This window comes from Flavobacterium flavipigmentatum (genome assembly GCF_020911905.1).
Taxonomy (GTDB): Bacteria; Bacteroidota; Bacteroidia; order Flavobacteriales; family Flavobacteriaceae; genus Flavobacterium; species Flavobacterium flavipigmentatum.
In genome coordinates this window covers 743,949-766,034 of sequence record NZ_CP087133.1, presented here as the reverse complement: position 1 = coordinate 766,034, position 22,086 = coordinate 743,949, and the positions used below count along the sequence as shown (strand labels likewise).

Sequence of the window (22,086 nt, the reverse complement as noted above, 5' to 3'; positions counted from 1 at the left end):
ATTTAATAAAGCGTTAATTTTTAGATTTGATTTTTTCTTTCGAATATTTATGGATGTACTATGGTATATTACTCAAATTGCATTCTTTTCTGTTATTTTTAGATACACAAGTCTACTAGGCGGCTGGAATTATAATCAAGTCATTATTTTTATGGGAAGCATATTTTTTATTGATGCTTTACATATGACAATATTTTCAAACAATATTTGGTGGTTACCTGTATATATAAATAAAGGAGAATTAGATTACTATTTAATAAGACCTATTTCTTCCTTGTTTTTTTTGACTTTAAGAGATTTTGCTGCTAATTCATTTATGAATTTAATATTATCTTTTTCTTTTTTAATCTGGTCAATTTACAACTACGAACAAACCATTGAATTGCAAAATCTATTTGTTTATTCGATTCTCTTAGTAAGTGGGTTTTTAATATTTTCAATTTTAAGTATTTTATTTACTATACCTGTTTTTTGGACACATTCAGGCAAAGGATTTAAAGATATTTTTTCTTCTTTACAAAGATTTGGTAATCAGCCTCATCAAATCTATACGGGGTTTGTTAAAAAATTATTATTATCTGTTCTGCCTTTTTCCTTAATTGCTTCTGTTCCTGTGTCTGTTTTATTTGATGGATGGACAATGAAAATAGTGGGATGTTATATCGTTTGTTTATTTTTTTTAATCACAATATTATTAATAGTATGGAAACTAGGTTTAAAAACATATTCATCTGCTTCAAGTTAGACAATACTAATATTACATCTGAAAAATCTATATAAACAAAACAAGCAATATTTAACATTTACTTTCGAAAGTATTGATTGATTTATTAGCTGAAAATATTCATTAAAAAAGCGCAAACGTGTCTATTTAGATTTTGTGCATTTTTTTGAGGCAAATTCTCCCTAAAAGATTCAATAAAAATAGTTCGACATTTGTCCTGTTATAAAATGGTTTGAAATGTATCCTTTAGGGTCACCGCAGCCAAAAGAAGTCGTCTTCTATTGAAAACAAGTCTTAGGCTAATTTTTTATTGTTTTTCCTTAAAAAAAGGCAATACTTATTATAATCGTGTTGGAATGTGGTGAATCTGAAAGCTTTTCCATCATTTTAGCACGATTTTTAATTCATAAACCAATCTTTTATTAGTGAACAGTTCCAGTGGGACGTCACAAGTTTGTTCTTATGTTTATTTGCGCAATAAGATAATATACATCTCTGGTTAGCATGATGTCTTGTATTTCTTTTTGCGCAACAGAACCAATATAAACCATTTTTCCGACGTCGGCAGAATAGTTGTTGATGCTTTCTCCGGAAAATTCACATGCAGTTTTGGCTTTGGAAAGTACACTTACAAAATTATCCCATTTGGTATAATATAGTAGATGTTGGAGGCCTCTTGCTAGCCAAGATTCAATACCTTCTTCGGTTTGATTCGATTATGATTCAAAATTAGCGGTTAGTGTATATGTGATTTCTTTTTTCATCTTATTTACTTTTCTTTTTTATTAAATTTTGCGACAATCCGAGGTTTTTTAAGAATTTGTGTTTAAAAAGGAAACTCAAATCAACAAGTTAAAGAGTTGATTTTTAATGCCAATATAAATAAATTTTGATGTTATTTAAGAGGGGTTTAAGTTTGGTTAAGTCGGACTCAAAAAATAATATCATCAATCATTTTGTCTAAAGTGTTACTTGGAAGTGTGTTTAAATAAGACATGGTGGATTTAATGTCTTTATGTCCTAAAGCTTCCTTAATAATATCTATTGATATATTATTGAATTTTAGAATCGTTGCAAATGAATGTCTTTCTCAGTAGTAGGTGATTTTCTTTTGAATGCCTAAATCGGTAGTAATTGTTTTAAGAGGTGTGTTTATATAAACTTTGAGATATTTTCTTTTTCTGTTATTTATATAAATTTTGGAGTTCTGATTGTTATGAATGATGTTGAACAAATAGACTGAATCGGTTGGTGACGTATATTCTTCAATTTTCTGTTCCCAGAACTCGTTTATTTTAAAGTTTACTATGACTTCGGTTTTACTTCTTTTGTAGGTAATCGTTTCTTTGTATAAATCTGTTTTTTTTAATTGCATTAAATCAATGAAATTAATTCCTCTTCCATAAAAACTTAGGAGGAACATATCTCTTGCAATGATGTCGTTTTTTTTCAACAGTTGTGCGCTTTTCAATGTTTCCAGTTCTTTTTCAGATAAGTATTCTTTTTTACCGCTTTCCTTAATTTTCGATACTTTAAATTTATCAAAAGGATAGATTGTTGCGGGAATGATTTCACGTTTAATAGCTTTATTGAAAACAGCTCTTAAAGTACGGATTCTTATGCCAATTGTACTTTGACTGTTCTTGTTGACATTTAAGAAGGATTGATATTTATAAATTGAGTCCACGGATAAATCTCTAAAAGTGATTTCGGTCCTATTGAAAAACAGTTGAATTGATCTTAATGTTTCTTTTTCAATGTTGCTAGTTGACAGTTTTCCTGCGTTTTTAATTTCTTCGATAATACTTTCGTGAAAAGTGGTATAGCTTACCGGTTGTTGTTTTCCTGAATCTTTTTTGAATTTGGTTAGAATATCCTGTAAGGTGAATGGTGTTTCATCTAATTCGAATTCATGAATAATATTGTTGATACGACCCGAATATTTTTCAATCAAATCATTAATTTGCTTGTGTTCTTTATGCGATTTTTTGAGACGTTCTGTTTCAAATGACCAATCTTCGTGCTTACATTTTTTTTTGATTGATAAACTAGTAGTTATTCTGTCTTTGATTAATACAAGATTAATAAAATACTCGCCTTGTGCATTTGGCGTTGCTTTTAGTGTAAATTTGTATGATATCATTGTTGAAAATATAAGTTATAATTTGACGAACATTTGACGAACAAAAGTACAATTAAAATAAAAAATAATAATTTATTGTTTGGTTTTATTTTTATAAGTATCTGATTTATAGATATTATAATAAAAAATAAGCTATAATAAAATTAATTAAACCTGACTCATAATCAGGTGGTCCCTGGTTCGAGCCCAGGTGGGACCACGTTTAAAATCAAAGCCTTACAGAAATGTAAGGCTTTTTTGTTTGTATGGGATCAATAATTTTGAATATACCTCAGTATTAAACCCAACTGCTCGTCTTTTAAACTCCCCGAACAATAAAAATTAAGCTTAAAATATTATTACAAAACTTAAATATTCTAGTTATTGGCAGATTGCGTTAAGGATGGCAGCGGTATCCTTTTGCGATCTATTTGTGTTCTGGCGCGGCAGCCCAAAACCTTATTCGCAAAAGATGTAGCGAACAGCCTGACCCGGAGGGGAACGCCCATATCGTATTAGAATTTAGTTTTTTAGCTATTAAAAGTGGAGGAGTTTAGGGTTTTAAATTCTGTGTTTTGTACTATTTTTATTTCGTTACGGTAGGCAGAGAAAGAAAAGCCTTTCAATAAAAAAGAAAGGTCTTTTTATTGCGGTAAAGTATTGGATTTCTTTAAAAAACTTTTACATTTGCCAAATAATTTTGTTTTAGAGCCTCACTGATACAAAATTAGATACGAGAAAAAAATTAACAAAACCTACACGTCTGTTATTTCAGACGGATTATTTTATGAAGATAGTAAGAACAATTTTTTTAGTATTTTTTTTGATATTGATTAATGTATCAAATGTATGGGCGCAAGATCCACCAGATCCTGAAGAACCGTGTGATACGTGTCCGCCGCCACCTCTGCCAATAAATGACCATTTATTGCTTCTAGGAGTTTCGGCAGTAATGCTTGGGGCAACTGTAATGTACAAGCGTAGAAAAATATAAACAAAAAGCTCTAATTGAAAAATTAGAGCTTTTTTTGGTTTTAAGTTGTTTGTGTTTATTTATTGATCGAGTAAAGTCTCGAAATGTATTTTCCGACTACATCAAACTCTAAATTGATTTTTGTGCCAACTTTAAAGTTTTTAAAATTGGTATTTTCGTACGTATATGGAATAATAGATACGCTAAATTCGTTTGTTTTAGAATGTACCACCGTAAGACTTACTCCGTTTACGGTTATAGAACCTTTTTCTATGGTAATATTGTTTAGGTTTTTGTCGTATTCAAAAGTATAGTTCCAGCTTCCGTTTGCTTCCTCGATGTTTATACAGGTTCCGGTCTGGTCTACGTGGCCTTGCACAATATGTCCGTCAAGGCGATCGCCCAATTTCATGCCTCTTTCCAGATTTACAATATCATTTACTTTCCAGTCTCCAATATTGGTTTTTAAGATGGTTTCGTCTATGGCGGTAACCGTGTACAACGAATCTTTGATCGCGATAACGGTCAGACAAATTCCGTTGTGCGAGACGCTTTGATCTATTTTTAACTCATGGGTAAAAGACGAATCGACGGTGATGTGAAGATTACTCTGGTCTTTTTGTATTTCGTGAATCCTTCCTAAGGTTTCTATGATTCCTGTAAACATTGTTGGTTTTATTTTACTAAATTTGCACATCAAAATTAGTAATAAATAATTGGAGCTCATGAATAAAAAAGCAGAAAATATAATTGTTGGAATTTCGATTGGAGATTTAAACGGTATTGGAAGCGAAGTTATACTTAAAACATTCGAAGATTCTCGTATGTTAGAATTATGTACGCCAGTTATTTTTGCCAATGCGAAAATACTTTCATTCGTAAAAAAAAGTTTTACTTCTACGATTCAATTTCATGGCGTTGATAAGTTAGATCAGATTTTGCCTGGTAAAGTAAATGTTTTTAACCTCTGGAAAGAAGGTGTCGATATTCATTTAGGGGTGAATAATGAAAAAATAGGCGAGTACGCCATCAAATCATTTATAGCGGCTACAAAAGCGCTAAAAGAAGGTGTAATTGATGTTTTGGTTACGGCTCCGATCAATAAATATAATATTCAATCTGAAGATTTTAAATTTCCGGGACATACCGATTATTTGGACAAAGAATTAGACGGAAATGCTCTAATGATGATGGTGCAGGGCGATTTGAGAGTGGGCTTGCTAACCGATCATGTACCAATTAATGAAGTTTCATCGCATTTGACAGAAGAATTAATTACAAGAAAAATAGAAACGGTAAGAAAATCATTAATTCAGGATTTTAGTATTGTAAAGCCAAAAATTGCCGTTTTAGGATTGAATCCTCATGCGGGCGATGGTGGTGTGATTGGCAAAGAAGATGATTTGATTTTGAAACCGGTTTTGAAGAAAATTTTCGATAAAGGAACGATGGTTTTTGGTCCATTTCCTGCTGATGGCTTTTTTGGAAGCGGTCAGTACGAAAAATACGATGCAATAGTAGCGACGTATCACGATCAGGGATTGATTCCTTTTAAAACATTATCGTTTGGAAAAGGAGTTAATTATACCGCCGGTTTAAACAAGGTGAGAACCTCTCCAGATCACGGTACAGCGTACGATATTGCTGGGAAAGACATGGCGGATTACAACTCGTTTAAGGAGGCTGTTTATCTTGCGATAGACATTTTTCGCTCCCGCAATCAGTATGAGGAGATTACCGAAAAACCTCTTAAAATAAAAGAAAAACAGTTATAAACAAAAAAAGGTGAATAAGATTATTAGTTTTATAATAATTTTATATCTTTGCACCCCAATTCAGGTATCTAGTTTTAGATAGGAGTGGGATAAATTGATGTTGAAATGAGCAAATCAAAAGAATTTTTAATTCCTTTTATAGGATTAAAGCTAGGGAAGCACAATTTTGAGTATCAAATAAATAACAAGTTCTTTGAGAACTTTGATTACGACGAATTTCAAAGTTCGGATATCAAAGTAAATTTAGTTTTAGATAAGAAAAGCAACATGTTGGAGTTGGAATTCAAACACAAAGGAACTGTAAATGTGCCTTGTGATCTAACCAGCGAAGATTTTGATCTGCCTTTAAAAGGTAAGATGAAATTGATTGTTCGTTTTGGAGATGAATTCAATAATGATAATGAAGAATTGCTAATCTTGCCCCACGGAGAACACGAAATAGATGTTGCACAATACATTTATGAAATGATCGCATTGTCGGTACCACTAAAACGAGTTCATCCAGGAGTAAAAGACGGAAGCTTACAAACAGAAGCCTTAACAAAACTGAATGAATTAAAAGTCAAAGAAGTAAAAAAAGAGAGTAAACAAGAAGAAGATATTGACCCGCGTTGGGACAAATTAAAGCAACTATTAACGGATAAATAATATAGTAAAATGGCACATCCTAAGAGAAAAATCTCGAAAACAAGAAGAGATAAGAGAAGAACACATTATAAAGCTACTGTAGCTCAAATCGCTACATGTCCTATTACTGGAGAAGCACATTTATACCACAGAGCTTACTGGCATGAAGGTAAAATGTATTACAGAGGGCAAGTTGTTATCGATAAATCTGTAGCGGTTGCTTAATACGTTTTTGTAAATGATACTAGAACTCTCACATAGTGAGAGTTTTTTTTGTTGGTTAGAGTTTTCCTTTTTTAGGAAAATTTATACAAATTCATTTCGTTTTTTTTGTAATTTTCAAGTCTTTTAAAAATTTTTCAAATAGCTATATTTGAAACGAAATAATAAAATATAATGAATACAATCACAGCCGCAATTACCGCTGTTGGAGCTTATGTTCCTGACTTTGTACTTTCGAACAAAGTACTGGAAACTATGGTCGATACTAATGACGAATGGATTACTACTCGTACCGGGATTAAAGAAAGAAGAATTCTTCAGGATCCTGACAAAGGAACTTCGTTCCTTGCTATAAAAGCAGCACAGGATTTAATGGCAAAAGCCAATATTGATCCATTAGAGATTGATATGATCATAATGGCGACCGCTACAGCAGATATGCCAGTAGCATCAACAGGAGTTTACGTTGCTACAGAAATTGGCGCTACAAATGCTTTTGCTTATGATTTGCAGGCAGCTTGTTCAAGTTTTTTATACGGAATGTCAACTGCAGCCGCTTACGTTCAATCAGGAAGATATAAAAAAGTACTTTTAATTGGTGCCGATAAAATGTCTTCTATTGTTGATTATACAGACCGTGCCACTTGCATTATTTTTGGAGATGGAGCGGGAGCCGTTTTATTCGAACCAAATTATGAAGGTCTGGGATTGCAGGATGAATATTTACGCAGCGATGGTGTAGGACGCGATTTTCTTAAAATTCCTGCCGGAGGTTCGCTAATACCTACTACTTTAGCAACTGTTCAAGAAAACAGACACAATATTATTCAAGACGGAAAAACAGTTTTTAAATATGCTGTAACCAATATGGCTGATGCCAGCGAATTGATCTTAAAAAGAAATAATTTGACTAACGAAGATGTAAATTGGTTAGTACCGCATCAGGCAAACAAGCGTATTATTGATGCTACCGCAAGCAGAATGAACCTTGAAGACTCAAAAGTATTAATGAATATTGAGAGATACGGTAATACAACCTCTGCGACTTTGCCTTTAGTATTAAGTGACTTTGAACATTTGTTCAAAAAAGGAGATAATGTTATTTTTGCTGCATTTGGTGGTGGATTCACTTGGGGATCTATATACATTAAATGGGCGTACGATAAAAAATAAATTAAAACTAAAAACGAATCATTATGGATTTAAAAGAAATTCAAAACTTAATCAAATTTGTTGCAAATTCGGGTGTTGCAGAAGTAAAGTTGGAAATGGATGATGTAAAAATTACCATTAGAACTACTCTGGAAGGTAACGTTACAGAAACTACTTATGTACAACAATTGCCAGCTCAGGCTGCATTGCCACAGGCCGTTGCCCCTCAGGCATCACCAGTAGTAGTAAACGTAAACACTGAAGCAGCAGCTGCTCCATCTGAAGATTCTAAATTTATTACTATAAAATCGCCAATTATTGGTACTTTTTATAGAAAACCATCTCCAGACAAACCTGTTTTTACAGAAGTTGGAAGCACAATCGCAAAAGGAGATGTTCTTTGTGTAATTGAAGCAATGAAATTATTCAACGAAATAGAATCAGAAGTTTCAGGGAAAATTGTAAAAATTCTTGTTGACGATATGTCTCCTGTAGAATTTGACCAACCTTTATTCTTAGTTGATCCATCATAAAAATTTAGATTCTAGATTTTAGATTTTAGAACGATATCCAAAAAATAAAATTTTTGAGATCGCCTAAAATTATCTAATGATCAATTTGTCTAATTATCTAATTTAAATAAAGATGTTTAAAAAAATACTAATTGCGAATAGAGGAGAAATTGCACTTCGTGTGATTCGTACATGTAAGGAGATGGGAATCAAAACTGTTGCAGTTTATTCTACAGCCGATGCAGAAAGTTTACACGTTAAGTTTGCTGACGAAGCGGTTTGTATTGGTCCCCCTCCAAGCAACTTATCTTATTTGAAAATGTCAAATATTATTGCTGCTGCCGAAATTACAAACGCAGACGCAATACATCCGGGATACGGATTTCTTTCAGAGAATGCTAAATTCTCAAAAATATGTCAAGAGCACGGTATCAAATTTATTGGCGCTTCTCCTGAAATGATTGATAGAATGGGAGACAAAGCTTCTGCAAAATCTACTATGATTGAAGCTGGAGTGCCTTGTGTACCAGGATCAGAAGGGATTCTAGAGTCTTTTGAACAAGCTCTTGTAGTAGCCAAAGAAATTGGTTATCCTGTGATGATGAAAGCTACTGCCGGTGGTGGTGGAAAAGGAATGCGCGCTATCTGGAAAGAAGAAGACCTACACAAAGCTTGGGAAAGTGCGCGTCAGGAAGCTGCTGCAGCCTTTGGAAATGATGGAATGTACATGGAGAAACTTATTGAAGAACCACGTCATATCGAAATTCAGGTTGTAGGAGATTCATACGGAAAAGCATGCCACCTTTCTGAAAGAGATTGCTCTGTACAACGTCGTCACCAAAAATTAACAGAAGAAACGCCTTCGCCATTCATGACAGATGAATTGCGAGCTAAAATGGGAGAAGCTGCTGTAAAAGCGGCAGAATACATTAAATATGAAGGTGCCGGAACAGTAGAATTTCTTGTGGACAAACACAGAAACTTCTATTTTATGGAGATGAATACACGTATTCAAGTTGAGCATCCAATTACAGAACAAGTAATTGATTATGATTTGATTCGTGAGCAAATTATGGTTGCTGCCGGAATTCCGATTTCAGGAAAAAATTATTTGCCACAATTACACGCAATAGAATGTCGTATTAACGCCGAAGATCCTTATAATGATTTTCGCCCTTCACCAGGTAAAATTACGACGCTTCACATGCCAGGAGGTCACGGAGTTCGTTTAGATACTCACGTATACTCTGGTTACAGTATTCCGCCAAACTATGATTCTATGATTGCAAAGTTGATTACGACTGCGCAAACACGTGAAGAAGCCATTAGCAAAATGCGAAGAGCTTTGGATGAATTTGTTATCGAGGGTGTGAAAACTACAATACCTTTCCACAGACAATTAATGGATGATCCGAGATATATCTCAGGCGATTATACAACTGCTTTCATGGATACTTTCAAAATGAATACTCCAGAGTAATTTTCTAAAGGCTGTCAATTTTGACAGCCTTTTTTATTTTGATGTCCCGATGTGTTTGCAAAAACACATCGGGTTTTTTGTTTTCCATTCTTCTCATTACACAATTGACGTGTATACTTTTTATACAACATTTCAAATAATTACACACAAATCGGGATATTATATTTTAAGTATTTTTTTATTAAAGCTTTGAAATATAGGTTTTTATGTGGTTTTGGGATTGATGTAGCTGTTACGGCACAGTTATTTCATTATCTAAAGCGTAAACAACTATCAAATAATTTAAATATACACATTATGAAAAATTTATTTTTATCAGCCGCAATTGTTTTAGGAGGTTTCACTTCATTCGCAACTACTTCTCCTAATGTCAACACTATCGTAAAAACAATTTCTATTCAAGATGAATATACAGAAATTAAATTAGAAGAGTTGCCAGCTCCAATTACAGAAGCTTTAAAAAAGGCCTATCCGACCGCTTTACTTTCAAAAGCATACAAAAATGCAGCTTCTCAATACAAATTAGATGTTACTGTGGGAGAGAAAGTAGGATCGCTTTATGCTAACGCAGACGGAACTTGGATTCAGAAATAATCTGGGAGAGTTTCAAAATTAGATTTATTAAAATTAAAAAAACATTATTATGAAAAATTTATTTTTATCAGCCGCAATCATTTTGGGAGGTTTAACATCATTTGCTACCACTTCTCCAGTTACAATCACAAACGCAAAAACAATTGTTCTTCAGGACGAATACACAGAAATTAAATTAGAAGAAGTACCGGCTGCCGTTACAGATGCACTTAAAAAAGCCTATCCAGATGCCATTCTTTCAAAAGCATACAAAAATGCAAAAATGGAGTATAAACTGGATGTTAAGGTTGGAGACAAAGTTGGGTCTCTTTATGCTAACGCAGACGGATCTTGGATTAAAAAATAATATAAAGTAACCTATAAAACTATTAGTATGAAAAAGTTAATCTTATCAGCAGCAATCGTTTTGGGAACTTTATCGGCAAATGCAACAACGAATGCAATAAAAGTTCCTCTAAAACAGTTTATAACTGTTCAGGATGAATATAAAGAGATTGATGCTGTTCCGGCAGTGATCAAAACAGCTCTGGATAATGCTTATCCGGGAATAAAACTGGACAAAGCATACATTAATGACAAAAAAGAATACAAAATTGAGATCACGGTAAGAGACCAAAAATCGGTTGTGTATACAGATGCTCAGGGGAATATTCTTAAAAAATAATTTAAAAAAAAAAACAATCACTATGAAAAAGCTAATCTTATCAGTAGCAATCGTTTTGGGTACTATGTCTGTTCAGGCTGCTGTCCCTTCGATCACGAAGATAATGTCACAGTCAGTAATTACACAAGATGAATATACAGAAGTTAGCTTAGACGCTCTTCCAGCTGCTGTAAAATCAACTGTCGAAAAATCTTTTCCGGGTACAAAGCTAGAAAAAGCATACAAAAATGAGAAGAATGAGTTTAAACTTGAAATTGCTAATGGAGACAAAAAGTATACCGTTTATACAGATGCTTCAGGGAACATTATAAAAAAATAATTCCCTACTTTTATCAGCTAATACTAATTAAAAATCAAATCAATATGAAAAAATTAATTTTATCAGCTGTAATAATTGTTTTAGGGACTTTATTCACAAACGCTGAAGCGGCAATTGTAAAAAAATCTGTTTTGAATGTTGAAAATGTTCAGGACGATTACAAAGAAATTAAAGCGGATGCTCTTCCTGCAGAAGTAAAAGCTACATTAGAAAAGTCTTTTCCGAACTCTAAACTTGTAAAAGCTTACGTAAACGGGAAGAAACAATACAAATTAGAACTGAATTCTGGCGAGGATTCACCTAAGCATTATGTTTTTACAGATGCCAAAGGTGTGATCGCCGAAAAATACTAAAAATAAATGAGTATGAAAAACGTAATCTTGTCAGCAGCTATTGTTCTTGGGAGTTTATCAATTTACGCTACTACTGATCGAAATGATGAAAAAGTAACGATCGTAAATTTTCAGGAGATTTATACAGAAGTTGCCGTTGATGCTGTTCCCGCAGTGGTAAGAACGGCTTTGAAAACGGCATACCCAGGTGCAAATTTGGATAAAGTGTATGTGAATGAAAAAAAAGAATACAAATTAGAAATATCAGTTGGAGACCAAAAGGCTATTGTATATTCAGATGCCAATGGAAACTGGTTGAAAATATAATTAGGTGAAATTAGATTTATGTTTTTGGTAAAAAAGAGATTACTTCGGTGATCTCTTTTTTTTTGGAAAATTTTATGAAAATACAATTTTAATAGTCTTATTTTAGCAAAAAAGTACCAAAAATAGATGTCAAAGATTTTATTAATAGAAGATGATATTTCATTTTGCAAATTATTAGAAAAATTTCTAATTAAAAAAGCTTATGATGTAACAATTGCTTTCTCGGCTGCCGAAGCTCGATTGGCGATTAACAAAGAATCTTTTGATTTGATTCTGACCGACTTGCGATTACCTGATTCGGATGGAATTGCGCTTATGACAGAATTTAAGAATTTAAATGCTGAGGTTCCTGTCGTACTCATGACAGGTTACTCTGATGTGAATACTGCTGTAAAAGCCATTAAAAATGGAGCTGCAGATTATATTTCGAAACCATTCAATCCTGATGAAGTTTTGCTTGTAATCAACAATGCACTACAAACTCCGACGGAAGCGGTAACTCCAAAAAAAGAAAAGAAAACAACGACCAAAAAAGCCGTAACAGAAAACGAATTTGTAAAAGGAATTTCTGTCGCTTCAAAAAAACTTTTAGACCATATTCAGCTCGTAAGCCCAACCGATATGTCGGTTTTGATTATTGGCGAAAGTGGAACTGGAAAGGAAATTATTGCCAAAAGTATTCATGAGCAAAGCAATCGTAAAAATAATACGTTTATTGCTGTAGATTGTGGCGCCATTCCAAAAGAATTGGCAGCCAGCGAATTTTTCGGACACTTAAAAGGATCATTTACAGGAGCTATCAGCGATAAAGTGGGCTATTTTGAGGCCGCTAATGGAGGAACTATATTTTTGGATGAAATAGGCAATCTTTCATACGAAAATCAAATACAGCTTTTGCGTGCGCTTCAGGAGCGAAAAATAAAACCAGTGGGCAGCAACAAAGAAATCAATGTTGATATCCGAATTATTACCGCTACAAATGAAGACCTGAGAGAAGCTGTAAAAAACGGCGATTTTAGAGAAGATTTATACCATAGAATTAATGAATTTTCAATTGAATCACCATCGCTGACAGACCGGGCAGAAGATTTAATGCTTTTTGCAGATTATTTTCTGGAAAAAGCCAATCAGCAATTAGATAAAGAAGTGATTGGGTTTTCGCCCGAAGTGGTGGCCATTTTTCAAAAATACAGCTGGCCCGGAAATTTACGTGAACTTCAAAATTGCGTCAAACGTGCTACACTTTTATCCAAAGGAAATTTTATAGAAAGTGATGTTTTACCAGCCGAGTTTTTTCAAATTGAAAAGCACCAGAATTCAGGAGGAACTTTCTCGTTATCGGAAAATGAAAAAGAAACCATTATCAATGCTTTGTCTAAAACGCAAAATAATAAGTCTGAAGCCGCCAAACTGCTCAAAATTACCAGAAAAACACTTTATAATAAATTGAAATTATACGATATTGATTAATTTCGATTACATGATTTCTTCACGTAAAGCCACAAAAAGCATGTCGATTTTAGTTTTTAAGTCTTCGAAAATAATTTTTAAGTCAGGATTTTCAAAAGTATTTTGCTCTAGTTTTTTCAAGATTTTACTTATTTCCTGAGCTTCAATTTGCCTAAACATTGGCGTTATTCGGTGCGCTATCGATTTTATCTCAGTGCCGTTTTCCTCACTAATAGCTTTGCTCAAATGCAGCATGTTTTCTTTGCTGCTGTCTATAAGCGAAGAGATAACTTCTTTCAACGCCTCGGGATCGTTTCCTAAAAACTCTTTCAAAGTAATTAAAGAATATAGTTTGTTAGTCTTTTTTTCTTTCTTTTCTTCAATTTCAACTGTGTTGATGATGTCGTTGTTCAGGATGTTTTCAATGGTTTTTAGTAATACTTTTGGCGAGTAAGGTTTTTTGATTACCGTGGTAAATCCAGCCGCAGCATACACAGATAAATCCAAATCTGTTCGACCTGTCAAGGAAATAATAGGTTGGTTTTGATACGTTGTGGTAATGCTTTTTTTCAACTGTTCGATAAACGAAAAACCATCCATTTCCGGCATTTGTATGTCGGTAATAATAAAATCAAACGGAGTCAGTTTTATAGCTTCTAATGCTTTGGCTGCACGGTCAAAAGAAAAAACAGTGTGTTTTTCCTGTCTTAAAACGCCACTGGTTAAATTCAGCAAATTGATGTCGTCATCTACCACGACAAAAGTGAGTTTTCTAGTGTTTTTAGTGCCAGTTTTTATAGCTTTTTCTACCGTATTCACGCTAGTGTCAAACAATAATGGAAGTGTAATTTCAAAAGTGCTTCCTTTGCCAAAAGTACTTTCCAAATGTAATTTTCCTCCAAGAATAGTGATGATTTTTTGGCAAATAGACAATCCCAATCCGGTTCCGCCATACTTCTTTTCTATGCCTTCATTGGCTTGTGCAAATTCTTCGAAAACCAATTTTTGGTTCGCTTTTTCAATTCCTATTCCGGAATCTTCAATGGTGATTTCAAAAAAACGTTCGCCATAAACAACGTCAGCATTGATTTTTATAAAACCTTCTTCGGTAAATTTATAAGCGTTTCCAATAATATTGCTCAAAACCTGTTTGAGCCTAAAAGGATCTCCAACGATTTTTTTGTTTAGTTTTTCGTCAAAAGTAATGCTGAGTTCAATGTTTTTGTTTTTGTAAACGCTCTGAATGCTTCTGGCTACTTCTTCCATAATTTCTGGCAGTACAAAAGGCACTTTTTCTATCGTGATTTTTCCGGCTTCGATTTGCGAAAAATCCAGTAAATCCTGAACGAGTTGTGTGATGTATTCAGACGAGTTTTTTATGTTTTTGATAAAATAAGACTGCTTGTTATTCACATCAGAATTGCCCAGAAGTTCTGTATAACCTACAATTGTACTCAAAGGTGTTTTTAAATCATGACTTACGGTCGAGATTAGTTGTTCTCTGCTTTTGAGGAGGTTTTTGGTTTTAAAATTCGCTATTTCGAGCTGTTTTTTATAAACTTGCGATTTCGAATAATCACTCACAATCAAAATCGAGAAAAATACAGTAAGCAATAAGCCAATAATGGCTGAAATTGTAACAATATCGTTGATCTTTTTTAATGATTTTTCTTTTAATGAATTGTTTTTTATCGAATTGATGATGATTTCTCGTTCGATAATACGAAGCACTTTTCGGAGCTGTTCCGAGATGGCTATTTCGTTTTTCAGCAGTTTGTTTTCTTCAAAATTGAGCGATTCTTTTTTCTTTTCGGCTTTGATTTTTACGGTACTCAAAAGTTTTTTCGAATTGGCCAAAATCGAATCCGAAGCTTGTTTGCTCAGTGTGTTGGTGCTGTCGTCGGGAATATTCTGATTGAGGTAATCTACATATTGCTGCAAAACATTGCGCTGATAGCTCCCGAGTTGGTCGGGGTTTTTTGTAAAATCCTGAATTTCTAATTTCCGAAGTTTAACCTCCATTTTACTAATTTCATCAATCGCATTATTGACCGAAACTTCGTCGTCGGCTTTGTTTTTGATCGTTTTTAGTTGCTGAATATTTTTGGTCTTTTCAGACAATAAATAAGTAACGCTATCCAAAAGCGCTTTTTGATATTGTGTTTTTACAATCGTTTTTAAGGTGTCGATTCGCAAACGAAGCGAATCATTTTCGATCACATAATTTTTAAAATCGTTCTCAGAGTTAGTTTGAATCGTTTTTCGTGCCAGACTTTCTGTTTTGTATACATTCGAAAAAAGTTTGCTCACTCTTAAAATCTTCGTCTTTTCAAGTGCAATTTTGTCTTCGAGTTTGTTATAAACGGCGTTTTCAGAGTATAAAAACCATCCCACAGTAACCACTAATGCAACGAGTGCAACATAACTGAACAGAACTTTTACCGGCATGTAGCTTTTTTTGATTTCCATAGGCTGTAATCGCAGAAATTTGGGTTTGTGTTTTTGGTTTTAAATTCGTGCAATTTATTTAAAATTTTCTACTCTAAATTTATAGAATCTTTTCAGAATTTTACATAATTAAAATTTAGTGTTACAAAATAGCCACCGATTATTAAAGAGTAAACTTGGTCATTCTTTAAAAATCGATGGCTATTATTAGTGTTGTTTATTTATTTGATTAAAGCGTTTCGGCTAACCATTTAAAAAATTCGCCTTGCCAAACCTGAGCATTTTGAGGATGTAAAACCCAGTGATTTTCCTCAGGAAAATACACCAATCTGCTTTTAAGTCCTCTTAGTTGTGCAGCCTGAAAAGCTTCTTGCCCCTGCCCAATTGGTACACGGAAATCTTTTCCTCCCTGAAAAATCAAAATAGGTTTGTTCCAGTGTTCTACCATGGTTGCAGGGTTAAAAGTAGTGTATGTTTTTTGTGCCACAGCATTGTCTTTTTCCCAATAAGCACCGCCAAAGTCCCAGTTGTTAAAGAAAACTTCTTCTGTAGTTCCTAACATACTTACGGTATTAAAAACGCCATCGTGTGCGATAAAAGTCTTAAAACGGTTTTTATGAATTCCGGCCAGATAAAACACAGAATAACCTCCGTAGCTCGCACCTACACAGCCCAAACGACTTTTGTCAACGTAGTTTTCTTTGGCAACATCATCAATCGCAGAAAGGTAATCGTCCATTACTTGCCCGCCCCAGTCTTTACTTATTTGTTCGTTCCACTCTACACCATGTCCTGGCATTCCGCGACGATTTGGCGCTACCACAATATATCCTTTGGCAGCCATTAACTGAAAATTCCAACGGAAAGAGTACGATTGTGTCAAAGGAGATTGTGGTCCGCCTTGGCAAAATAATAAAGTTGGATATTTTTTGGTCGCATCAAAATTAGGAGGAAGAATTACCCAAACCAACATTTTTTTGCCGTCAGTAGTCGTTACAAAACGTTTTTCGGTTTTGCTTAACGCTAATGTTTTATAGGTTTCTGTATTGATGTTAGACAATTGTTTCCAAGTATTTTTCTTTAAATTAAAAGAAAAAATCTCTGATGCATGATTCATGTCTGAGCGTGTTGCAAGAATATCATCTCCAGCAAAGCCAATCAGATCATTCACATCAAAATCACCTTCTGTTATTTGGCGAACTTGAATAGCGATTCGGGTCAACCCCGGAAAATTAACGACAAAAAGTTGTTTGGTACCATCAACTGGTGCTACAAAATAAACGTTTTTACCATCTTTACTCCAGATAAAATTATCTACAGTTCCGTCCCAGTTTGCTGTTAAATTGGTTTTGATTCCTTTAAAATCAACAATAATATCGTTTTTATCCGACTCATAACCGTCGCGTTTCATTTGCAACCAGGTTAGGTTTCCTGTCGGAGAAAATTGTGGAGCCGTATCATAACCCAAATTATCTTCGGTTCTGTTGATCGTTTTTTGAGTCTCTAAATTGTACTCATAAATATTGGTATTGGTAGAAATAGCGTATTGCGTTCCCGCTTTTTTCTTGCACACATACAAAATGCTTTTTCCGTCAGGAGACCAAATATAATCTTCGTCTCCGCCAAAAGGTTTCTGTGGAGAATCAAAGTTTTCGCCTTTTAGAATGTCAATTCCGGCAGCACCTTCTTTGTTTTCTTTGTAAAAAACATGATTAAATTTTCCCTCATTCCACGTATCCCAATGGCGATAATCCAAACCATCATAAATCTGAGCATCAGATTTGTCCAAGTTCGGGTAGAAATCTTTACCTAAAACTTTCTCTAGTTTTACCTCTTCATTGTACACTAAAAATTTTCCGTCAGGCGATATGTTTTTGTCTGCCAAAACATCTTTGGTATCTTTTATTTCAGTTGCATTTCCGCCATTTACAGGCAAAATATACAATTTTGACTGCGATTTGTTTTCCTCGATAGAAGGAGTCGAAACTTTAAAAACTACATTTTTTGCATCTTTCGAAAGCCCAAGCGGGGTCACTCTTCCTAGTTTCCATAACAACTCTGGCGACATCACATTTTGTCCGATAGCGTTTAAACTCATCATTATTAAGGTTGTAAATAATACTTTTTTCATAATAAAATTCTATTTTTCTTGATGCTAAAAGTACAAAATATATTTAATCAACTCTGTGTTTGTAAGCTTTCGATTCTCTAAAATAAATTGTAAAAGGTTGCTGCTGATTAATAGGTTTGAAAAGATTTTAAAAAAAAGTATCTAAATATTTTATCAAAACAATCTATGTTAAACTTGTTAATCTGTGGCAGGAAAAAACATTTAAATCCACTTACATTACGTATAGGTTGAAGCAAAAAATCAGTATTTTTATAAAAAATTAACAAATGGAGTTAAGTTATTGGGAACTTAAAAACTGGTTTACCAACATCGATTATACCATTTTCGGTAGCGGTATCGTGGGTTTGCATGCCGCTTTGCGCTTGCGCGAAAGATTTCCGACCGCAAAAATTCTTGTGCTCGAAAAAGGAATGTTGCCGCAAGGTGCCAGTACCAAAAATGCAGGTTTTGCGTGCTTCGGAAGCCTTTCTGAAATCATTGATGACCTCAAAACACATTCCGAAGAAGAAGTAATTCAACTCATCGCAAAACGTTGGCAAGGCTTGCAATTACTCCGTAAAAAATTGGGTGATGCCGCCATAGATTTCAGACCTCACGGTGGTTACGAACTTTTCCTAAAAGATGACGAAAATACTTTTAACGAATGTGTTGCAAAATTGCCTTTTATCAACGAGTTGCTTCAGCCGCTTTTTAAGGCAAATGTTTTTACTAAAGAAGTAGATCGGTTTGGCTTTCAAAACGTTGAGGACTATTTAATTTTTAATCCTTTTGAAGCGCAAATCGATACCGGAAATACGATGCAGGAATTGCTAAAACAAGCTATCGCAGCCGATATTCTAATCCTCAATCAGCAAACGGTTACCTCTTATGCAGACGCAGGAAATCACGTTGAAGTTGTCTTGGGTGATTTTAGTTTCAATTCTCAAAAAATACTTTTTGCAACCAATGGTTTTGCTAATGCGTTGACTCATGGTGCTGTGCAGCCTGCCAGGGCTCAGGTAGTAATTACAGAACCGATTCCGAATCTGGATATCAAAGGGACTTTTCATTTAGACCGCGGTTATTATTATTTTAGGAATATTGGCGATCGCATATTATTCGGCGGAGGCCGAAACCTTGATTTTGAAGCCGAAACTACCACCGAATTTGGACAAACCAAAATTGTACAAAATAAATTGGAAGATTTACTTAAAAATGTAATTTTACCAAACCAAGATTTTAAAATTGCTCATCGTTGGAGCGGCATCATGGGAATTGGAAATAGTAAAAATCCGATCGTAGAGCAACTGTCTGAAAATGTATTTTGTGGAGTGCGTTTGGGTGGGATGGGCGTTGCGATAGGCGGTTTAATAGGAACAGAATTAGCAGATTTAATATAATGGGAGTTAAAGTAAGAAAAATAAATAAGGCAAAACCGCCAGTTAATAAAGGCAGAAAAACGACAGCTAAAAAAACGACAGGAGAAAAAATAAAATGGTTTTTGATTAAAGCTTTTTTGTGGTTTCTTGGCGTGTCTATTGGTTCTGTAATATTTTTCAAGTTTGTACCTGTACCTTTTACCCCTTTGATGGTCATTCGAGCCATCGAAAATAAAATGGACGGCAAGGAAGTGTATTTTGATCACGATTGGGAACCTTTGGATAAAATTTCTATGAACTTGCAAAAAGCCGTGATCGCCAGCGAAGATGCTACATTTTTGACGCACAACGGCTTCGATTTTAACGCATTGCAAAAAGCATACAAGAGCAACGAACGTGGACGTCGCATTCGCGGTGGAAGCACGATCTCGCAACAAACTGCCAAAAATGTGTTTTTATGGCAGGGCAAAAGTTATTTTAGAAAAGGTTTAGAAGCTTATTTTACGGTGCTTATCGAACTTATTTGGGGCAAAGAACGCATCATGGAGGTGTACTTGAACAGTATCGAAATGGGCGATGGCGTATACGGCGCCTATGCCGCTACCGAACATTGGTACCGCCGTGATGCTGCAAATTTAACCAAAATGCAAGCTGCCGGAATTGCCGCAATATTACCCAATCCGAGGAAGTTTAAGGCCACGGGTTCTTCGAGTTACATCAACAGGAGAAAAGAGCGAATTGTGCGTGAGATGCGTGTTATTGGCAAAATTAATTATTAAATGAGCGTCAAAAAAGTACTTTTTGCCTTCTTACTTTTGAGTTCGTTGGTAAGTTTTGGGCAGGCGAGGACAGCAGAAATTGGTTTTATTACTGATAATGATCTCTATACGTCGTCTAAGAATGACATGTATTATACCAATGGTCTAGAGCTTTTTTATCGCTATTTGTCAAAGAACGACAACCAAAAAATCAATAAAAAAATTACCGAATTTAGAGTTGGGCAATATCTTTACAATCCGAGATTTATTAATGAAGCCGCCGTTACCATAAACGACAGGCCTTTTGCGGGCTACCTTTTTGCCGAAGCGGGTAGAAGCTTTTTTTACCAAAATGAGTCGGTGCTCAAAACCGATTTTCAGTTGGGTTATGTTGGGCCCAATGCTTTTGGCAAAGAGTTGCAGGAGAGTTTTCATAAAATTATTGGTTATAAAAAAGTCTATGGCTGGGAAAATCAGATTCATAATGCGCTCGCGTTGCAGGCTCATGCTGTGTTTTCAAAAAAGATGTTTACCAGTAAGCAACACGATTTTGTCGATTTTCATTGGGTGTCCGAGGCCAATTTAGGAACTGTCTTAACGGGTGCATCAACAGGTTTTCTCGCTCGGTTTGGTTTTAAGAAATTACGAGCTGTTTACGACTCTAATCTCTATGATGCCGCGGTAAGTGCAACGCCTCAATCTCAGGTGCGGGAGTTTTATTTTTACGCCAACCCTTCTTTTAATTACCAAATATACGATGCCACAATTCAGGGCAGTTTGTTCAATGACACGAGCCCTGTGACGTTCGACCTGAAACCATTTCGTTTTAATGCCGAGGCGGGCTTAAAGTACCGTCACGACAATTTGAATCTCGCTTATATTTTTATGTACCGAGGCAAGGAACTGAAGAAAGAAGGTAATACGGGATATTTTTACGGTTCGATACGTGTGTCTTATCTGCTCAAATAAATTACTTTTTGTAGCTTCTTCGTTGTTGGTTTTTTTTCTATTCTAATAAAAAGTATCGCTTTTTAGGTTTGGAACCTAAATTTTTAGGTCTGGAACCTAAAGTTTGAGGTTCCGAACCCCGTCGTTGAGGTTCGGAACCCCATCGTTGGGGTCTCTAACCCCAAATTTGACGTCCTGAACCCCATCGTTACGGTTCGGAACCCCAAATTTGGGGCCAGGTAACCCCAATTTTGACGTCTGGAACCCCATCGTTGTGGTCTCTAACCCCAAATTTGACGTCCTGAACCCCATTGTTGCGGTTCGGAACCCCAAATTTGGGGCTAGGTAACCCCAATTTTGACGTCTGGAACCCCATCGTTGGGGTTCGGAACCCCAAATTTGACGTCTGGAACCCCAACCGAGGAGTAAACAACCCCATCGATGGGTGTTGAGACCCTATTGATCGTCTATTTTGGTTTTGCGAGTGGCGACTCAGAGATAGTCAAATCCTTATCTCTAGAATAAATTATGGTTAACCTTAAATTTTGTATTTCTAAGTTTTGTATTTTTATGACATACGATTATTAAAATTATTTCTTAACTAAAAACCAGAACAGTATGGGCAAATTTGCAATTACTACAAGAGCAAACGGCGAGTTTCAATTTAATTTAAAGGCAGGCAATGGGCAAACTATCCTTGCCAGTGAAGGGTATACGACCAAAGCTGCTTGCTTAAACGGAATAGAATCTGTAAAAACCAACTCGCAAATTGATGAAAGATTCGACAAAAGAGAATCTTCTAACGGGAAACCTTATTTTAACTTAAAAGCAGCCAACGGCCAGATCATTGGCAACAGCGAAATGTACGAAAGTACCGCTGCCCGAGACAATGGTATTGCATCTGTAAAAACAAATGCTCCTGATGCTACAATAGACGATCAAACGGTATAAGTTTTGTCGAAATATAACATAGAGAAAGCGTTCCTTTTGGAGCGCTTTTTTTTGGTTATAAAAGATCAGACTGCTAAAAAAAGAGATCAGCATAAGACACAAATTGAATGTATTTGTGTTTATGAGAAGAAGATTTTTATTGATGTATTTTTTGGTCATCCATAACTTAAAATTTGGATAAATGAGGCTTTTAGTATTGAATAAATTATAGCATAGGTAA

The 22,086-nt window shown here is 34.8% G+C and carries 23 protein-coding genes and 1 pseudogene; 19 read left to right on the top strand and 5 right to left on the bottom strand.

Annotated elements, in window-relative coordinates:
• The first annotated feature begins 49 nt into the window (after positions 1 to 49).
• Complete coding sequence (locus tag LNP22_RS03700) at positions 50 to 745, top strand: ABC transporter permease (RefSeq protein WP_229975388.1); 696 nt, start codon at positions 50 to 52, stop codon at positions 743 to 745.
• Positions 746 to 1,655: 910 nt separating this feature from the next.
• Here the strand turns inward: LNP22_RS03700 and LNP22_RS18450 are convergent.
• Both LNP22_RS18450 and LNP22_RS03695 read right to left on the bottom strand, forming a co-directional pair.
• Positions 1,656 to 1,799, bottom strand: a pseudogene (locus LNP22_RS18450) (hypothetical protein); the annotation flags it as partial.
• A gap of 15 nt (positions 1,800 to 1,814) precedes the next feature.
• Positions 1,815 to 2,867 carry a tyrosine-type recombinase/integrase gene (locus LNP22_RS03695; RefSeq protein ID WP_229975387.1) on the bottom strand — a complete coding sequence of 351 codons (1,053 nt, stop codon included), beginning with the start codon at positions 2,865 to 2,867 and terminating at the stop codon, positions 1,815 to 1,817.
• Positions 2,868 to 3,633: 766 nt separating this feature from the next.
• On the opposite strand from LNP22_RS03695, the gene LNP22_RS03690 reads away from it, so the two are divergent.
• Entirely contained in the window at positions 3,634 to 3,840 is a 207-nt protein-coding gene (locus tag LNP22_RS03690; RefSeq protein WP_229975386.1) for a hypothetical protein, read from the top strand.
• Positions 3,841 to 3,895: 55 nt separating this feature from the next.
• Here the strand turns inward: LNP22_RS03690 and LNP22_RS03685 are convergent, their stop codons facing one another.
• A complete protein-coding gene (locus LNP22_RS03685) occupies positions 3,896 to 4,486 on the bottom strand; it encodes a riboflavin synthase (RefSeq protein ID WP_229975385.1) in 591 nt (196 codons plus the stop codon).
• Positions 4,487 to 4,544: 58 nt separating this feature from the next.
• Here LNP22_RS03685 and pdxA point away from each other — a divergent pair, with 58 nt between their 5' ends.
• The 13 genes from pdxA (at position 4,545) to LNP22_RS03620 (ending at position 13,293) form a co-directional block, all read left to right on the top strand.
• Positions 4,545 to 5,594, top strand: a complete 1,050-nt coding sequence (gene pdxA, locus LNP22_RS03680; RefSeq protein ID WP_229975384.1) for a 4-hydroxythreonine-4-phosphate dehydrogenase PdxA — start codon at positions 4,545 to 4,547, stop codon at positions 5,592 to 5,594.
• Between the two features lie 105 nt (positions 5,595 to 5,699).
• Positions 5,700 to 6,242: a YceD family protein gene (locus LNP22_RS03675; RefSeq protein WP_229975383.1), complete on the top strand. Its 543-nt coding sequence runs from the start codon at positions 5,700 to 5,702 to the stop codon at positions 6,240 to 6,242.
• A gap of 9 nt (positions 6,243 to 6,251) precedes the next feature.
• Complete coding sequence (rpmF, locus tag LNP22_RS03670; protein WP_007137315.1) at positions 6,252 to 6,446, top strand: 50S ribosomal protein L32; 195 nt, start codon at positions 6,252 to 6,254, stop codon at positions 6,444 to 6,446.
• Between the two features lie 171 nt (positions 6,447 to 6,617).
• A complete protein-coding gene (locus LNP22_RS03665) occupies positions 6,618 to 7,616 on the top strand; it encodes a beta-ketoacyl-ACP synthase III (RefSeq protein ID WP_229975382.1) in 999 nt (332 codons plus the stop codon).
• 23 nt (positions 7,617 to 7,639) lie between these two features.
• Positions 7,640 to 8,128 (top strand): acetyl-CoA carboxylase biotin carboxyl carrier protein, encoded by a 489-nt coding sequence (gene accB, locus LNP22_RS03660; RefSeq protein WP_210666159.1) that lies wholly within the window; start codon positions 7,640 to 7,642, stop codon positions 8,126 to 8,128.
• Positions 8,129 to 8,240: 112 nt separating this feature from the next.
• On the top strand, positions 8,241 to 9,587 hold the full coding sequence (gene accC, locus LNP22_RS03655; protein ID WP_210666158.1) for an acetyl-CoA carboxylase biotin carboxylase subunit: 1,347 nt from the start codon (positions 8,241 to 8,243) through the stop codon (positions 9,585 to 9,587).
• Positions 9,588 to 9,884: 297 nt separating this feature from the next.
• Positions 9,885 to 10,181, top strand: a complete 297-nt coding sequence (locus LNP22_RS03650) for a hypothetical protein (RefSeq protein WP_229975381.1) — start codon at positions 9,885 to 9,887, stop codon at positions 10,179 to 10,181.
• A gap of 49 nt (positions 10,182 to 10,230) precedes the next feature.
• Positions 10,231 to 10,527 (top strand): hypothetical protein, encoded by a 297-nt coding sequence (locus LNP22_RS03645; protein ID WP_229975380.1) that lies wholly within the window; start codon positions 10,231 to 10,233, stop codon positions 10,525 to 10,527.
• Between the two features lie 27 nt (positions 10,528 to 10,554).
• The gene (locus LNP22_RS03640) at positions 10,555 to 10,845 is read left to right on the top strand and encodes a hypothetical protein (RefSeq protein ID WP_229975379.1); all 291 of its coding nucleotides are present in this window, start codon (positions 10,555 to 10,557) and stop codon (positions 10,843 to 10,845) included.
• Positions 10,846 to 10,867: 22 nt separating this feature from the next.
• Positions 10,868 to 11,164: a PepSY-like domain-containing protein gene (locus LNP22_RS03635; RefSeq protein ID WP_229975378.1), complete on the top strand. Its 297-nt coding sequence runs from the start codon at positions 10,868 to 10,870 to the stop codon at positions 11,162 to 11,164.
• 44 nt (positions 11,165 to 11,208) lie between these two features.
• Positions 11,209 to 11,517 (top strand): hypothetical protein, encoded by a 309-nt coding sequence (locus tag LNP22_RS03630; RefSeq protein WP_210666153.1) that lies wholly within the window; start codon positions 11,209 to 11,211, stop codon positions 11,515 to 11,517.
• 12 nt (positions 11,518 to 11,529) lie between these two features.
• A complete protein-coding gene (locus LNP22_RS03625; protein WP_229975377.1) occupies positions 11,530 to 11,823 on the top strand; it encodes a hypothetical protein in 294 nt (97 codons plus the stop codon).
• A gap of 126 nt (positions 11,824 to 11,949) precedes the next feature.
• Positions 11,950 to 13,293, top strand: a complete 1,344-nt coding sequence (locus tag LNP22_RS03620) for a sigma-54-dependent transcriptional regulator (RefSeq protein ID WP_229975376.1) — start codon at positions 11,950 to 11,952, stop codon at positions 13,291 to 13,293.
• A 6-nt stretch (positions 13,294 to 13,299) separates the two neighbouring features.
• Here the strand turns inward: LNP22_RS03620 and LNP22_RS03615 are convergent, their stop codons facing one another.
• Positions 13,300 to 15,741, bottom strand: a complete 2,442-nt coding sequence (locus LNP22_RS03615; protein ID WP_229975375.1) for an ATP-binding protein — start codon at positions 15,739 to 15,741, stop codon at positions 13,300 to 13,302.
• Between the two features lie 208 nt (positions 15,742 to 15,949).
• Positions 15,950 to 17,851 carry a S9 family peptidase gene (locus tag LNP22_RS03610; protein WP_229975374.1) on the bottom strand — a complete coding sequence of 634 codons (1,902 nt, stop codon included), beginning with the start codon at positions 17,849 to 17,851 and terminating at the stop codon, positions 15,950 to 15,952.
• A gap of 266 nt (positions 17,852 to 18,117) precedes the next feature.
• Here LNP22_RS03610 and LNP22_RS03605 point away from each other — a divergent pair, with 266 nt between their 5' ends.
• From LNP22_RS03605 to LNP22_RS03590, 4 genes are all read left to right on the top strand, one after another.
• A complete protein-coding gene (locus tag LNP22_RS03605) occupies positions 18,118 to 19,230 on the top strand; it encodes an NAD(P)/FAD-dependent oxidoreductase (RefSeq protein WP_229975373.1) in 1,113 nt (370 codons plus the stop codon).
• Positions 19,230 to 19,988: a monofunctional biosynthetic peptidoglycan transglycosylase gene (gene mtgA, locus LNP22_RS03600; protein WP_210666147.1), complete on the top strand. Its 759-nt coding sequence runs from the start codon at positions 19,230 to 19,232 to the stop codon at positions 19,986 to 19,988. The genes LNP22_RS03605 and mtgA overlap by 1 nt, the downstream gene beginning before the upstream one ends.
• Positions 19,989 to 20,936, top strand: coding sequence for a lipid A deacylase LpxR family protein (locus LNP22_RS03595; RefSeq protein ID WP_229975372.1), 948 nt, complete (start codon positions 19,989 to 19,991; stop codon positions 20,934 to 20,936).
• Between the two features lie 597 nt (positions 20,937 to 21,533).
• Positions 21,534 to 21,866 carry a YegP family protein gene (locus LNP22_RS03590; RefSeq protein WP_229975371.1) on the top strand — a complete coding sequence of 111 codons (333 nt, stop codon included), beginning with the start codon at positions 21,534 to 21,536 and terminating at the stop codon, positions 21,864 to 21,866.
• Positions 21,867 to 22,086 lie beyond the last annotated feature (220 nt).